Raw genomic sequence first — 15,449 nt, 5'->3', positions numbered from 1 at the left:
GAAGCGCCCCGAAGGGGTGAGCCCCAGGGAGGGGGCGAATAATCTCTTCCTCTCCGCCAAAATAAAGAACCGCCGTGAGGCGGTTTTTTGTTTGGGCGGAAGGAAAGATGAGAACTCTCGCAAACGCAACGCGTTTGATCGAGAGGTCGACAAATGTCTCAATCTAGTCAAGAAACTCAGCTGCTAGCTAACAGATTTGTGCGTCACGTGATTTCCTGAGCTGAGTCATGATCACTTTCATGGCGAAGCGAAGAAGATTGCGTGGCGTGCAAATATGGACGCTAGCAGCTGAGTTTCTTGGTTAGGTTGAGGCAAACGCAGGAGCAAATTTGAACGCGAAGCGTCCCGAAGGGGTGAGCCCCAGGGAGGGGGCGAATAATCTCGTCCTCTCCGCCAAATTAAAAGTCGCCCGTAGGGTATTACTCGCCTCCATTCTTACCGGTGGCTTTTTAAACTCATACCTTATCGCTCGCTGGCGTGTATTACTGCGAGGCCGCCATTTCTGACTAAGAAGCATGGAGCCACTATCGCTTTGTTAAACTGTATGGCGAAAAACCTCAAACCTCTAACAAATAATCATGTAACTTAGCCAGTGGTACCACATCACACTCTTTCGACAAGCGAAACTTTTCACTGCCGAAGGTGACTAACGTAATGTTTTCCACCTGAGGAAATAATTTCTTAAAGCTCGAAGGTAATTGAATGGGTTGAACGTTTTGTATGCTCATTTTAACATCTAGTGCAATCACTTTCCCAGATTGGGTTACGATGAGAAAGTCAATTTCCTCACCTTCCTTCGTGCGCCACATATAAAGCTGCCAACCCTTACCGTAATTTTGTATGAATTTAAAAATTTCAGCAAAAACCAAGGTTTCAAATAACGCGCCTGCTTGTGGGCTTGTTAATAATGGTGTGCAGTCCTGCCAACCCTGTAAACGAGCGGCCAAGCCTGTATCTAAAAAATAAAACTTAGGCGTTTTGGTCAAGCGCTTATTTAGATTACTTGCATAAGGTTTTAAGCAGTAAACCAATGTGGTTCGTTGCAAAATACTGACCCATTCCTTAATCGTAACCGCTTGAACACCGCTAGCTTTTGCAATGTTGGCATAGTCCAAGAGCATGCCCGTTCGAGCCGCTAACAAACCTAGCACAATATTAAACGCCCCTTGTTTCTGGACACCTGCACTTAACACCACATCTTTTTCAATGTAACTACGAATGTAATCATTTAAGTATTGAACAGGCGATAAAGCTGGATCAATATAAAGCTCTGGCCATCCTCCTTTGAATAAAATGCTATGAACAGGCGCCAAAACCAAGGCTTGTTGAATTTCATGCACAGTTAGCGTATTCAAATAAAAATAGCTCGCACGCCCCACCAGGCTCTCTTTGATATTCTTGTCCATCAACAACTGATTTGAGCCCGTCATGCGATACGAGGTTATTAAGGATTTTCCGTCTTTCAAGCGTTGCCTCTTTAAAAGGTCAACTTGTCGTTTGATTTCAGAGAAAAGATTAGGGACATACTGCACCTCATCCAATAAAACAGGTGGCGCGAACTGTTCTAAAAATAAGGCCGGATCACGGTTAGCCAAATTTCGTAATTGTAAATCATCAAAGGTAACTTCTTTAAACGAAGCTTCGCCAATATGTGAAAGTAGCGTGCTTTTTCCGCACTGACGAGGCCCAATAACAAACTGTACCGGCATTCTATTTTCAGCTAGTCGGGATGTAATGTCGCGCTTAATGTACATCTGACGATTGTAAGCTGACAGCTTACAATCGTCAACACGCCCCAATGGTTTCTTCGAAATTTTCTGTTGAGGCAGTCATCATAATTTGCATAGCTGGCATTAAAGAATGCCTGCAATTATTCAGATGCCTAGCGCGGCAAAGGCCAGGCATTATCAATGACGAACACATTCAAGTTTTGAGGGAAAAACTCTCCAACAAACCCAACACCTCACCCGGCATATCGTGGAATTTCTGGCCTTCAACATAGGCTAGCGCATGACGCGACCAATCAGAGCTCGGCAAAGCCTGAATAGCCGCAAGCAGTCGCTCGTTATACTCAACCTGACTAAACGGATTTTGACTGATAAGCTCGCCGGCTTTAGCCGCTGTAATATGAAACGCGTACCCACAATCTTCTGTGCACATCACCGGCAGACCGTTGACCAAGGCCTCGACCAAGACCATGCCCGCGGTTTCCTGATAAGCCGGATGCAACAAAAGATCAGCCGCCTGCATGAGCTCATACGCGCCATCGCGGTTGCCCAAAAAGCAGACACGCTCTTCAATACCCAAGGCCCGAGCCATTTTTTTAAAATAATCGAGCTTATGCGCACCCACCACTACAAGGTAGACCTTCTGATCCAAGGCTTTCGATAAATACGCCAAAGCGTGTAAATTACGATCCAAGCCTTTTCGCTGCAAATCATGCCCCACCATCAACAACCAAGTCGCGTCAGCAGGAATAGGCAAACTCAACGTTTGCCTCGCATCCGCCTTAGATATTGATTCAGCGGGCTTAGCAATCCCAGGCGGAATCACATGAAACCGCTCGTCAGGCGTTTGGTAATAATCTTGAAAAATGGTTTTTTGACCTGGGTTTAAAAGCAGAATATGCGTCTTAGAATCCTTAGCAAACACGTTTTTTTCTAAATCCAAAAACGTGCGGTAGCGCGGCAAAAGCTTTTTAAGCGCAGCATGCTTTTTATTATTTAGCTCTGCTTTAAAACAAGGATCACCCGCAAAATAAAAATCACAACCGGGCACGCGATTAAAGGTGAGCACCGCATCATGATTAGCTTCAGCCAAACATGCGCTTAACTGTTTAGAAAAATTCAAACACTGCTGATGATTGCTTGCACCCTTAGCATCGATAAGCTTCACCAGCAAACCCTTGGGCACCTCACCCTCCCAAGCCATGGTATAACACGTCACACGGTGCTGCTTGGCCAAGGCCGCTTTGGCTATTTTCAGGCAATCACGCTGCAAACCGCCATAAGGAAAATATTTAAACAAGCAAAGGGCCAGATCCATCATCAATCTCTCAACATTAATGCGGGCATTCTACTGGATTTAGCCGCACATGCCTATGCACTTGCCTTACCGCCATAACGCCGTAGACTAGCCGACATGAACAAAAGAAATCAGATTTTCTTTACAGCTTACCTTGCTGCACTTGCAGCCTTCGCGCCATTTTCAACCGATATCTATCTGGCTTCAATGCCGATTATTCAAAAAAGCTTTCACACACACGCAGCTAACGTTCAGCTGACACTGTCATTATTTTTTGTCGGCTTCGCGGTGATGCAGCTTATTTGGGGGCCGCTGTCAGACCGTATTGGCCGAAAGGCGGTCATTTTCACCGGCCTTATGACATTCATCGCAGGCTCATTACTATGCGCAGTCAGCCAAAACATCACAAGCCTAATTATCGCAAGAATCATTCAGGCCCTGGGTGCCTGCGCAGGCATTGTGATGGCAACGGCAAGCGTGAAAGATCATTTTAAGGAACCGAAAGCCGTCTCGAATGCGCTCAGTAGAATCATGAGCATCATGATGCTGGCCCCCATGATCGCGCCCATCATCGGCAGCTATTTGTTAGCTCGCATTAACTGGCAGTCGAACTTTTACTTTCTCGCCATCTACGGCGCCATGTTATTTTTTGCCACATTTTTTATTCAAGAAAGCCACCCCAAGGCAATAAGAAGACCGCTTAAAGCCAAACATTTAATCACCGCCTACATTGAACAAACAAAATCCATCCCCTTTTTACTCCCAACCCTGGCGGCTAGTACCAATTTCTCAGCCATGTTTTGTTTTATTTCTTCCTCATCGTTCATCTACATCAAACTCTACGGCTTGCCACCCAGTCAATTCGGTTACTTTTTTGCAGTGAATGCTGCAGCACTGATTCTAGGCTCTATTTCTCTAAATAGATTGAAAGAAAAACTGAGTGATCAGCACATTATGCAAATCGCCATGACATTAACACTGAGCGGCTCATGTGTGATGCTCATTGCATTAACCCTTAAACCATCGATCTTTAGCATCGCCGCTCCCTCGTTCATCGTCACTTTCGGCATCGGACTGCTTTACCCAGAGATTATTGCGCTGGCACTTAAACACGTGGTTCATCACACCGGACTGGCCTCATCACTCATTGGCACAACACGCTTCACGCTAGCTGCCATCACAGGCTTTATCATGGGCTTGGTGATAACGTATTCAGCACTACCACTGGCCATCAGCATGCTCATTCTCAATGTATTCACACTCATCCTCATGCACGCCTACAGAAAAGCAGAAGCCAGTCGTTGACTTTTCGGGCAAAAAAAGTACAATCCTCTCACGGCATTAAACACGGATACTGCATCGCAATGAACACACTCGCTTAAATCTGCCCACGCAATTGGGCAATCGACCAAGCCTAGGCTTGAACCCTCGAACCCCAATGATTTAAGAGAGACACGATGCACACCCCCATTCTTCTAAATACCATTAGCCTTTCTTTCGGCAGCCAATGTTGCTTCGATGAATTTTCAGCTGAAATTTATCCAGGCCAGCGTATTGCCATTATCGGGCGAAATGGTAGTGGCAAATCCAGTTTAATGAAACTGCTGCGCGGACAACTTGACCCCAGCAGCGGTGAAGTCATCGTACCCGAGGATGTAACGATCGGCTATGTGGAACAAACCATTGATGATTACCACGAACTTAGCGGTGGACAACGGTTTAATCAGCGTCTTTCCGAAGCATTAGCCTTACAGCCGAATGCACTACTGCTCGATGAACCCACAAATCACCTGGATCGCAATAATCGCAAAAGCTTAATACGCATGTTAAAGCACTACTACGGCACGATCATTATGATCACCCACGACAAAACTTTAATTGAACAATGCGCCGATACCTTGTGGCATATTGATAACCAACAAATCCACACTTTCTCCGGGCATTACGAAGATTATATTCAAAAAATTAAACATGCGCGTGAGCACATTGAAAAACAACTGGACCAACTCAAGCGCGAGAAGAAAGACACGCACGAACAGCTGATGAGAGAACAACAGCGTGCCACAAAGAGCAAACGCAAAGGCGAGAAAAGTGTTAGCAATAGGAAATGGCCCACCATCACTAGCCATGCAAAAGCCAGACGGGCCGAACAAACCACTGGCAGAAAAAAAGCCGCCATTGATGACAAACGACAAACACTGAACGAGCAGCTCGCTGAGTTACGCCTACCCGAAGTGATTCTACCCACATTTCATCTTGATGCAGAGCAAAGCTCACGCGGCGAAATACTCAGCGTGCGTCACGCAAGCCTCGGCTACAAAAACCAACCCTGCCTTTTAAATGATATTAACCTCAGCGTGTCAGCGAGTGAGCGCGTGGCGATCACCGGCGAGAATGGCTCCGGAAAATCCACACTACTCAAGGCGTTACTGCAAAACAAAGAAGTCAGCAGACAAGGCGATTGGCGTTTACCTGAAGCTCACGGCATCGGCTATCTGGATCAGCACTACAACACGCTTAATCAAGATCGCACAGTCATCGAAGCTTTAGAAGCACTTTGCTCGCACTGGGATCAAACCAGTATCAGGCAACACCTCAGTGACTTCCTGTTTAGACAAAATGAAGCCGTTAACACGCCTATCCCACAATTATCCGGCGGTGAAAAAGCGAGACTCTCGTTATGCTTAATTGCCGCGCGCTCGCCTAAACTGTTAATACTCGATGAAATCACGAACAACCTTGATTTAGAAACCAAAGAACACGTCACACAAATTCTAAGACACTATCCTGGCAGTTTAATCGTGGTTTCACATGACGATGATTTTCTAGACGCCCTGGATCTTGATCGGCGCTACACAGCAGAAAGCTTCAGATAGGCAGGCATGAGATTGGATTTCGATCATGCCTTTAAGACTCTGTTAAGCTAGCTCGCCTAGAATAGAATAACGTAGAAAACGGTGGTGCCAACATGGATATTAAGCAACTACATGATTACCAGCAAATCTTGGATGCGTCCAGCGACCTGATTTACTGGAAAGACAGTGAATCGAACTATCTCGGCTGCAACCGCCATATTCTGGATGCCACGCGCATCAAAAAAACCCAAGATATCCTGGGCAAAAACGATAACGAGCTTGTCTGGGCGCAGTTTAGCAAGCTGTACCGTGAAGATGAACTGATTCGGCGCGCTTACAGCTTAGGTTTTGATAAGGTCAGACCCGCGCGTTTATCGCCATCGCTGATTCGCGAAGCTTTTTGCCTGATCGATGAAAATCACTAAAACATACCTCGCCCTACTGTCTGGCATCTTTCTCGAATATTTTGACTACACGCTCTACGGCTTTTCAGCGCCCTATATTGAACACGTATTTTTCCCCACAGAGAAACCCGAAATCGCGACACTGATGATTTGGGGCTTATTTGCTGCGAGCTTTATCGTCAGACCCTTCGGCGCCCTTCTTTTCGGCCACTTAGCCGACTGCTTCGGCCGGCGAAAAGTACTCACCACCACTTTAATCATGATGAGCATCTCGACACTACTCATTGGTCTATTACCCAGCTACCAACAGCTAGGCGCGTTTTCACCTTTTTTGCTGTTACTGTGCCGAATAGCGCAAGGTTTATCTGTTAGCACCGAATACAGCGGCTGCAGCACGTATTTATTTGAAACCTTTGAAACACGAAGAGGGCTAGTCTCAGGCTTAACGACCAGCGCTTCAGGCTTTGGCATCTTCGCAGCTTCCACGCTAGTACTCGGCACAAACAGCGTATTGAGCTCGCACGCACTGGGACTCGCCGCTTGGCGCTGGCCTTTTATTTTAGCAGGCTTAATCATTGGGCTTTTAGGCAGCTATCTTCGACTCAGCCTTGTCGAGTCGCCGGCATTCTTAGCGATTCAGCAAGCACAAACCATCAGTAAACTTCCACTGCAGGCATTGATTCGCGAAAAAGGCATAAGCTTACTCACGACGATTGCTATCTGTGCTTGCACGGGGGTGGGCATTGTGATGATCGAAGTCTACCTACCCACACACCTTCAAGACCAATGGCACATTAACAAAACCAAGGCCCTATGCTTAGCCAGTGCTCTAGCCTTCACAGAAGCGTGTTTTGCGATCGCCTGGGGCGCAGCCTCTGATTACCTTGGCCGAAAAAACACGCTCTCACTTGGCGCTTTATTGCTGCTGCTAGGACTGTATCCTGTGTTGCAATTATTTAGTACAACAAACCCGATACTTTGGTTAACAGCGGTGATTATATTAGCCTGTATGCTTTCAGCCTGTGACGGGCCCATGGCCGCGTTTTTAAGCGAACAATTTCCCACACGCTATCGCTACAGTGGCGTATCTCTGGCATACAGTCTAGGTGCGGCCTTATTAGGCGGGCTCAGCCCGAGTTTATTTTTGCTGATTCAAGCACAGTGGCAAAATAATTTCTTATACTGCCTATACATCATGAGCGCAGCATTATTGATGTTACTTGCGATAAGCTTTAGTCGTTTACAGCTTGGCAAGCAAAGGCTTTAAAAACCGTCCCGTATGCGAAGCTTTGTTTATAGCCACTGATTCTGGCGTGCCTTCAGCCACGATCATACCGCCGCCACTGCCACCTTCAGGACCCAAATCCACAATCCAATCCGCGGTTTTAATCACATCGAGATTATGCTCAATCACCACCACCGTGTTGCCACGATCACGCAAGCTGTGTAATACATCCAAAAGCTGAGCGATGTCTTCAAAATGTAAGCCAGTGGTTGGCTCATCCAGAATGTACAAGGTACTGCCGGTATCGCGCTTCGATAACTCACGCGAAAGTTTCACGCGCTGTGCTTCACCGCCCGAGAGCGTTGTCGCACTTTGCCCTAAGCGAATATACGATAAGCCGACCGCCATCAAGGTTTCAAGCTTTCGGTGAATCACCGGCACGGCCTCAAAAAACACGGCCGCATCTTCCACTGTCATATCCAAAACTTCATGAATGTTTTTGCCTTTGTAGGTCACCTCTAAGGTTTCGCGATTATAGCGACGGCCCTGGCAAACATCACAGGTCACGTACACATCCGCTAAGAAATGCATTTCGACTTTAATCAAGCCATCACCCTGGCAAGCTTCACAACGCCCACCTTTAACGTTAAAGCTAAAACGCCCAGGCTTATAGCCGCGAGAACGTGCTTCTTGTGTACCCGCAAACAAATCACGAATCGGTGTGAACAAACCAGTGTACGTTGCCGGATTGGAACGCGGTGTACGACCGATCGGACTCTGATCGATGTCCACGACTTTATCGAGCATGTATAAACCATCCACCCCGTCGTGCGCCCCCATGTTTAACGCACTCGCACGATTGAGCTCAAAGGCTGCACGCGGGTACAAAGTATCGTTAATCAAGCTCGACTTACCCGAACCTGACACACCCGTGACACAGGTTAATAAGCCGATCGGAATATTTACCGTAACATTTTGTAAATTATTTTCTCGTGCATTTTTAATGGTTAACTGGCGATTGCTCACCACCGGCGTGCGCCTTTTAGGCACCTCAATTTTCCGCTTGCCGGATAAATATTCGCCAGTCAGCGAGCGCTTGGCTTTTTTAATATCATCCAAACTGCCACAAGCGACCACTTCACCGCCGTGAACGCCCGCGCGCGGCCCAATATCAATGATGTAATCAGCAGCACGAATCGCATCCTCATCATGTTCAACCACAATCACCGTGTTGCCCAAATCACGCAAGTACAGCAAGGTTTTTAACAAGCGTTCATTATCGCGCTGATGCAACCCAATGGAAGGCTCATCGAGAATATACATCACGCCCACTAAGCCTGAACCAATTTGGCTGGCTAAACGGATACGCTGCGCCTCACCACCGGATAAGGTCTCCGCACTGCGATCCAGTGTTAAATAATCCAACCCCACATCAATTAGAAAACCCAAGCGCGCTTCAATTTCTTTTAAAATGCGGCTGGCGATTTCTTTTCGGTGACCGGTCAGCGCGAGCGACTGGCAATAAAGCTGCGCGTCTCTCACCGATAAAGCACTTAAATGGTGCAGCGGTAGTTTTCCGACAAACACATGCCTAGCCGCTTGATTCAAGCGCGCGCCACCGCAGGTGTCGCAAGCGCGAGAAATCAAGTACTTCGCAAGCTCTTCACGCACCGCAATAGAGTCAGATTCGTGGTAGCGACGATACATATTCGGGATCACACCTTCATACTTTGACTTACGATCACGTATCGTTTTTGAATCAAACGATAAAGCAATCTTTTCATCGCCACTACCGAACAAAATCACGTCTTTAATTTTCTGCGGCAATTTTTTATACGGCACTGTCATATCAAAACCGTAATGCGCGGCCAAAGACGACAACAAGCCGTAGTAATACACATTTTTACGATCCCAACCACGAATCGCGCCGCCCGCTAAGCTTAAATTTTCATCGTGCACCACACGCGACTCGTCAAACACTTGCTCTACGCCCAAACCATCGCAGGTTTCACACGCACCCGCAGGGCTATTGAATGAAAACAAACGCGGCTCAAGCTCTGTTAAACTATAACCACAATGCGGACAAGCATATTTGGCTGAAAACAAGAGCTCTCTGTTATCATCCATCAACAACACTTTTGCCAAACCTTGACCCAACTCAACCGTGGTTTCAAACGACTCGGCTAAACGTTGCTGCAAATCCGGTCGGACTTTTAAACGATCGACGACCACTTCAATGTTATGTTTTTTGCGAAGGTCTAAGCTTGGCACATCATCCAGCTCATACACCTCACCATTCACACGCGCACGCACAAAACCTTTGGCTTGCAATTCTTGAAATAACTTCACGTGCTCACCTTTGCGGTTTTGCACCACAGGGGCGAGCAACATGAGCTTCGTGTCTTCAGGCAGGCCCAACACCGTATCGACCATTTGACTGATCGTTTGCGCCTCTAAGGGTTCATCGTGCACAGGGCAGCGTGGCACGCCCACACGCGCATACAATAAACGCAAGTAATCATAAATTTCGGTAACTGTGCCCACCGTGGAGCGCGGATTGTGCGAAGTGGATTTTTGCTCAATAGATATCGCTGGCGACAAGCCTTCGATTTGCTCGACATCCGGCTTTTCCATCATCGATAAAAACTGGCGAGCGTAAGACGACAAAGATTCCACATAACGACGCTGGCCTTCGGCGTACAAAGTGTCAAACGCCAATGAGGATTTACCTGAACCAGATAGCCCTGTGATCACAACCAATTTATCGCGAGGAATGCTTAAACTGATATTTTTTAAATTGTGGGTTTTCGCACCCTGGATGTGAATGTGACTCATGGTACACTCCAACAAAGAAGAGCGGGATTATAACATAATCGACATTTGAAGGCGAAGGCTCTATGCTGTGTTTGTCATTATTCAGATCCCCATCGCGCAAAGAAAAATACCATTTCTCAAAGAGATGCGTCGATGCATGAGATCTTGGTGGCTAGGGCCTGTGTTTTTATTTTAGCCTTGATTGGGCTGTTGATCTTTGTCACACTACCCGCAGCTAAAAACGTCACACTGTGTGGCCAAGACAAACTAAAATCCGAGCGTTAAAGAAAACCCTTTACCTCAAGGAGACGAGGGGTTTTTATTTTTCCAGACGATTTTGCCTATGCGGGAAATCCGCATGGGGTATTAGTGAAGCATGTTATGTTAAAAAAACAGCTGGCTTATTTTGCAGTGAATCTAGGCAAACTCGCGCGCAGAAATGCAAGCGCTGGCCTGCTCTTACTCATCAGTATTTCAATGATGGCCCTAAATGTAACACTGCGAAATTTGTACGAAAACTTAGCAGAACCTGAATGCAATACTGGCTGTAGTTTCATTTTACGCTACTGGGCCTCGTGCGCACCTGTAGTTTCAAACTCAATCATCATTAATTTACTCAATATGTTTGATGCTTTCATTTCTTTTTTTACACTGGCTTTTCCCATGGTCATGGGGTCAATTCTAAGCAGGGTTTTTTACATGCTTTCAACACCCTCAGCACGCCATTATTTGGAGGAAATCAACTCAAGCCTTGCGAGCTTTGCCTGTGTGCGCCTCATAAAAGGCAGAATTAACACAATGATTCACACAGGCAACATAGGCACACTAGGCTCACTGACCAAACGCCCAGTACTAGTATCAGAAACTTGTGCGCTTAGTGAAACAGCTGGATTTCCCTCTGGCCATGCGTTTACCGCAGTGCCTGAAGCCATAGAAAACGCCAGCGCTGCCGTCTCAGTCACACAACATCAAAGCAGGCTGGCATTAGCCAAACATCGTATTGGACTTGTCTTATCGACCTATGCTGTTTTTACGCGATACGCCTTGGGTTGGCACACCCCCATGCAACTTTTTTTGACCGGTATTTTATCATCCTTATTTTTTACTCTGTATAAAATAGCAAAAAATTTACTCCTCTCGGCAGGCTTATCCCGCCATACATTAGAACTTACCATCAACTATCTTAGCCATGTAGCTATTATTGCAAGCAAACACGCGTTTTTTCCTGAGCTATGGCCAGATTTTATAGGCGGCCATATCTTGAGAAACCCAGCTTTACTCTATTGCCTCGCCCTAACGATTAACCTTTTTTTAGACATTGGTATTTATTTCTCAAAGGGAAACGCATTGCCGAGCGCCTCTGAAAAACCCAAGCTTGCTTGAAAACTTTGACTATCGACAAAGCTAGCGGATTCAACTACAGTTAGCCCTTTGTAGATAAGCGGCAATAAAACATGAATTCACAGAAGGTAGAAAAAGTCTCGCCACTTCAGGCGCTCTTTAACATGCCAAAAGGCGTGGTCGCTATTTACTTCATCCAACTTTTCTCAACCTGCAGCTTTGCCGTTTTATTTGCATCACTGGTCTTGTACATGCGCCAGAAGCTTGGCTTACCGAGCACAGCAGCTAACACACTCACGGGCGTGTACTTCGCTTACAACTTTGCACTGCATTTATTATCGGGTTTTATCGGCGGGCGACTCTTTAGCTACCGCGGGCTCATCACCATCGGCATTGTTTTTCAACTCATTGGCTGCTTGTTTTTATCGCACCCCACCATTAACGCGCTTTACTACGGTCTAACCGGCATGCTGGTCGGTACCGGCACGATTGTCACTTGCATCAACATGAGCTTGTCACAATTGTTTAAATCGGACGACCCACGCCGCGAAGCCATTTTCTTTTGGAACTATAGCGGCATGAACATCGGTTTCGTGCTCGGCTTTAGCTTGGTGGGTTACTTTCAAATGTCGGTCAACTATTCAGAGTTGTTTATCGCCTCAGCCTTAATCAACATCGTTGCAGGCTTTTGTCTCGCCATTAACTGGCGCACCATGAAAGACAAGCACACTATCTACGCAGAACGTAGCTTGAGCGAGAAGCGCCGCTCACGCCTACTGGGCTTACTGGTCATTGCTATCATGCTGCCCTCTTTGCATTATCTTTTGCAACATGCTCGCTTAAGTGATGACATCGTACTGACCTTCGCCGTGTTCATGTACGGCTGGATTTTATATCAAGCCTTTCGTCATCAGGGTCGAAAACGCAGCAACCTACTGGCTTTCTTTTTATTGCTCTGCGCCGCCTTGATGTTTTTCATCATCTATCAGCTTGCGCCGATGGGCATCACCTTGTTTGCCCAATACAATGTCAACCGCCATGTGATGGGTGTTGATATTATGCCGGGCTGGATTCAAAACATTAACTCGCTCACCATCATTATCGGCGGACCCTTATTGGCCATATTTTTCAAACGTCTTCGAAGCAAAGGTCGACGCATTACTGTGGCTCACCAGTATGCTGCCGGCCTGATCTTTTGCGCGCTTGGTTTGTTTTTTATTCCCTGGGGTATCAAAGCAGCCAGCCATGCCGGTTATGTGACTTTTTATTGGTTGTTCTTCTACTGTATTTTCCAGGCGTTTGCCGAGCTTTGCATTTCACCCGTGGGATATTCTATGGTCGGGCTTTTAGTCCCTAAACGTTTGCAAAGTATCACCATGGGCACCGTGTTACTTAACACGGGTGTAGCCGCGGTGCTCGCCAGCAAACTTTCAAATTTGGCGCTCGGCCCAAGCAAAAGCCATAATCCTTTGGTTACCAACCCAAGCTTTAGCCACGTGTTCACCACGCTGGGCTGGACAACATTAGCTTTTGCTGTTGTTGTAACCTTACTCATTCCGCTCTTTAAACGCTGGATTACGCCGCTGTCGGTATCGAATTAGCCATCAGTCATCGACTGCCAACTAAATCACTGCCACACAAGCGCAGCTTAGAAACATGGGCCCGTCGCTGTAGTGAAACGAAGGTGAACACTAGCAGCGTAGCAGCTGACACCCCCGCCTCAAACTGCTATGATCCAGCCTGGAAAAATACTCAAACAGAGATTGCATGAACCCACAAGAACGCCTATCCGTCCAATCCATTGCCCTAATTTATGCCTTTCGCATGATGGGGCTGTTCATGATCTACCCCACATTCTCTTATTTCGCGAAAAGCCTACCGGGTAGTACGCCGTTTTTGATTGGCTTAGCGCTCGGTATCTACGGTTTAACGCAAGCCTTGCTGCAAATTCCTTTTGGCACACTGTCTGACCGTGTCGGACGCAAGCCGATCTTATTCCTTGGGCTAGCTTTATTTGCCCTGGGCAGCTTGATTGCCGGCAGCTCGCACAGCATGACCGGTATCATCGTCGGCCGCGCGGTGCAAGGTGCGGGCGCCGTGGGCTCAACGCTCACCGCACTCGTCGCTGATAGCACACGAGATGAACACCGCCTAAAAGCCATGTCGATTGTGGGCATGACGATTGGCTTATCGTTTTGTATCGCATTAGTCCTCGGGCCTTTATTCAACGGCTGGATCGGCATCTCGGGTATCTTTGACCTCACCTGCGGCCTGGCCTTATTAGCCATGCTGATTCTTTGGTTGCTTGTGCCCAGCAGCAAGCAAATCAAACGCCATAGAGACACGCGGGTGAACAGCAAAAGCTTGTCTCGCATGATTCGCCACCCTGAATTACTGCGCCTGGATATCAGCGTGTTTTTATTGCACGCTACACTCACCGTCACCTTTCTCGCACTGCCAATCACCTTGCATTTAAATGCGGGCTTGTCGCTGGGGCATGAATGGATAGTGTATTTGCCGGTGATGATTTTATCCTTCTTTGGCATGGTGCCGATGATTATTTTGGCCGAAGCACGAGACCGCATGAAACAGATGATGATTCTAGCCATTGTTTTTATTGCTCTGGCTCAAGGCTTGTTATGGCCTTTGCATAGCTCGAGCTTCTTAACCGCCGTGCTATTGTGGTTTTATTTCACAGGATTTATTTTCATGGAAGCGAGCCTGCCTTCCATGGTCTCCAAAACCGCGCCCTTAGCCGGAAAAGGTGCGGCACTCGGTATTTTCTCGACCTCACAATTTTTAGGCATCTTTTTTGGTGGGCTTTTGGGGGGTGCGATTTTCCACCAAGGGGGCGTGGACACCCTGTTTATTTTCGGCCTAATCCTTGCACTGCTTTGGCTCGTTCTGGTAATCTTTATGCCGGCTGTTCGCCACTTAAGCACAAAAATCTACCACCTTCCTGAGCACCATGACGCACTCGATACTCTGTGTAAAAAAACCCAGGGCATCGATGATTTTGTCATCGACAATCAGGAAAAGACACTATATCTTAAGGTCGATAAACGTGTGTTTGACGAACAGACATTTACTCAATCGATGAATCAAGGAGCATAACATGTCAAATGGCAGCGTAAATAAAGTCATTTTAATTGGTAACCTCGGCAACGACCCAGAAGTTCGCTACATGCCTAACGGCAATCCTGTGGCCACACTTTCCATCGCTACCAGCGCCTCATGGAAAGATCGGGATTCTGGCGAAAAACAAACGCGCACCGAATGGCATCGCGTGGTTTTGTTCAATAAGCTGGGTGAAATTGCCGGCCAATATCTTAAGAAAGGCAGCAAGGTTTATATCGAAGGCGAACTTCGCACACGTAAATGGCAAGATAAAAGCGGGCAAGATCGCTACACCACAGAAGTTGTTGGCAATGAAATGCAAATGCTTTCCGGTCGTGGGCAAGAAGGGGGAGCGCACAGCGGTAACGCGCCATCACAAAGCGCGCCACAACACAGCGCACCTGATGCCGGTGAATTCGACGACGACATTCCTTTCTAGCCGCCAAGTCGATCGTCAGTATTTTTTTAGGGCTCTTTTTTGAGCCCTTTTCATTGAGAAAAGACGTTTACGGCTCTAAGTCAGGCGATACACACGCGCAGCATTATCTGCAAAAATCGCTTGCTGCTCTGATACGCTTAGCTCCTGACTTCCAGATTTAGTGCTGGATTTTCAGTTCCAACAATTCAAGGATTTCTGGAAGTTCTGAGGGCATAGGCGATCGTGCAATG

The 15,449-nt window shown here is 47.1% G+C and carries 11 protein-coding genes; 8 read left to right on the top strand and 3 right to left on the bottom strand.

The window, feature by feature from the left end:
* Window positions 1–557: 557 nt before the first annotated feature.
* Together COV52_02150 and COV52_02145 are read right to left on the bottom strand one after the other, a co-directional pair.
* Window positions 558–1,754 carry a hypothetical protein gene (locus COV52_02150; GenBank protein ID PIR11792.1) on the bottom strand — a complete coding sequence of 399 codons (1,197 nt, stop codon included), beginning with the start codon at window positions 1,752–1,754 and terminating at the stop codon, window positions 558–560.
* Window positions 1,755–1,923: 169 nt separating this feature from the next.
* Window positions 1,924–3,048, bottom strand: coding sequence for a glucosyltransferase I RfaG (locus tag COV52_02145; protein ID PIR11791.1), 1,125 nt, complete (start codon window positions 3,046–3,048; stop codon window positions 1,924–1,926).
* Between the two features lie 93 nt (window positions 3,049–3,141).
* Between COV52_02145 and COV52_02140 the strand changes: the two genes are divergently transcribed.
* From COV52_02140 to COV52_02125, 4 genes are all read left to right on the top strand, one after another.
* Window positions 3,142–4,329, top strand: a complete 1,188-nt coding sequence (locus COV52_02140; GenBank protein PIR11790.1) for a Bcr/CflA family drug resistance efflux transporter — start codon at window positions 3,142–3,144, stop codon at window positions 4,327–4,329.
* 152 nt (window positions 4,330–4,481) lie between these two features.
* The gene (locus COV52_02135; protein ID PIR11789.1) at window positions 4,482–5,900 is read left to right on the top strand and encodes an antibiotic ABC transporter ATP-binding protein; all 1,419 of its coding nucleotides are present in this window, start codon (window positions 4,482–4,484) and stop codon (window positions 5,898–5,900) included.
* 92 nt (window positions 5,901–5,992) lie between these two features.
* Complete coding sequence (locus COV52_02130) at window positions 5,993–6,304, top strand: hypothetical protein (GenBank protein PIR11788.1); 312 nt, start codon at window positions 5,993–5,995, stop codon at window positions 6,302–6,304.
* Window positions 6,291–7,550: a hypothetical protein gene (locus COV52_02125; protein ID PIR11787.1), complete on the top strand. Its 1,260-nt coding sequence runs from the start codon at window positions 6,291–6,293 to the stop codon at window positions 7,548–7,550. Before COV52_02130 ends, COV52_02125 begins: the two co-directional genes overlap by 14 nt.
* Here COV52_02125 and COV52_02120 read toward each other — a convergent pair.
* Entirely contained in the window at window positions 7,524–10,343 is a 2,820-nt protein-coding gene (locus COV52_02120) for an excinuclease ABC subunit A (protein PIR11786.1), read from the bottom strand. The two genes, COV52_02125 and COV52_02120, sit on opposite strands and share 27 nt — an antisense overlap.
* A 360-nt stretch (window positions 10,344–10,703) precedes the next feature.
* Here COV52_02120 and COV52_02115 point away from each other — a divergent pair, with 360 nt between their 5' ends.
* The 4 genes from COV52_02115 (at window position 10,704) to COV52_02100 (ending at window position 15,219) form a co-directional block, all read left to right on the top strand.
* Window positions 10,704–11,705 (top strand): hypothetical protein, encoded by a 1,002-nt coding sequence (locus COV52_02115; protein ID PIR11785.1) that lies wholly within the window; start codon window positions 10,704–10,706, stop codon window positions 11,703–11,705.
* 122 nt (window positions 11,706–11,827) lie between these two features.
* Entirely contained in the window at window positions 11,828–13,264 is a 1,437-nt protein-coding gene (locus COV52_02110; GenBank protein ID PIR11793.1) for an MFS transporter, read from the top strand.
* Window positions 13,265–13,430: 166 nt separating this feature from the next.
* Window positions 13,431–14,777, top strand: coding sequence for an MFS transporter (locus COV52_02105; GenBank protein ID PIR11784.1), 1,347 nt, complete (start codon window positions 13,431–13,433; stop codon window positions 14,775–14,777).
* 1 nt (window position 14,778) lies between these two features.
* Complete coding sequence (locus COV52_02100) at window positions 14,779–15,219, top strand: single-stranded DNA-binding protein (GenBank protein ID PIR11783.1); 441 nt, start codon at window positions 14,779–14,781, stop codon at window positions 15,217–15,219.
* The last annotated feature ends 230 nt before the right edge of the window (window positions 15,220–15,449 follow it).

The organism is Gammaproteobacteria bacterium CG11_big_fil_rev_8_21_14_0_20_46_22 (assembly GCA_002796245.1).
Classification (GTDB): domain Bacteria; phylum Pseudomonadota; class Gammaproteobacteria; order UBA12402; family UBA12402; genus 1-14-0-20-46-22.
The sequence above is the reverse complement of the archived record's forward strand: the minus strand, read 5'-3'. Positions and strand labels throughout refer to the sequence as shown.

What these genes read in the sequence shown, in the direction of transcription:
- COV52_02120 (PIR11786.1), bottom strand. Translation starts at nt 10,343, where the DNA reads ATGAGTCACATTCACATCCAGGGTGCGAAAACCCACAATTTAAAAAAT.
- COV52_02100 (PIR11783.1), top strand. Translation starts at nt 14,779, where the DNA reads ATGTCAAATGGCAGCGTAAATAAAGTCATTTTAATTGGTAACCTCGGC.
- COV52_02110 (PIR11793.1), top strand. Translation starts at nt 11,828, where the DNA reads ATGCCAAAAGGCGTGGTCGCTATTTACTTCATCCAACTTTTCTCAACC.
- COV52_02115 (PIR11785.1), top strand. Translation starts at nt 10,704, where the DNA reads ATGTTAAAAAAACAGCTGGCTTATTTTGCAGTGAATCTAGGCAAACTC.
- COV52_02135 (PIR11789.1), top strand. Translation starts at nt 4,482, where the DNA reads ATGCACACCCCCATTCTTCTAAATACCATTAGCCTTTCTTTCGGCAGC.
- COV52_02105 (PIR11784.1), top strand. Translation starts at nt 13,431, where the DNA reads ATGAACCCACAAGAACGCCTATCCGTCCAATCCATTGCCCTAATTTAT.
- COV52_02125 (PIR11787.1), top strand. Translation starts at nt 6,291, where the DNA reads ATGAAAATCACTAAAACATACCTCGCCCTACTGTCTGGCATCTTTCTC.
- COV52_02145 (PIR11791.1), bottom strand. Translation starts at nt 3,048, where the DNA reads ATGATGGATCTGGCCCTTTGCTTGTTTAAATATTTTCCTTATGGCGGT.
- COV52_02140 (PIR11790.1), top strand. Translation starts at nt 3,142, where the DNA reads ATGAACAAAAGAAATCAGATTTTCTTTACAGCTTACCTTGCTGCACTT.
- COV52_02130 (PIR11788.1), top strand. Translation starts at nt 5,993, where the DNA reads ATGGATATTAAGCAACTACATGATTACCAGCAAATCTTGGATGCGTCC.
- COV52_02150 (PIR11792.1), bottom strand. Translation starts at nt 1,754, where the DNA reads ATGTACATTAAGCGCGACATTACATCCCGACTAGCTGAAAATAGAATG.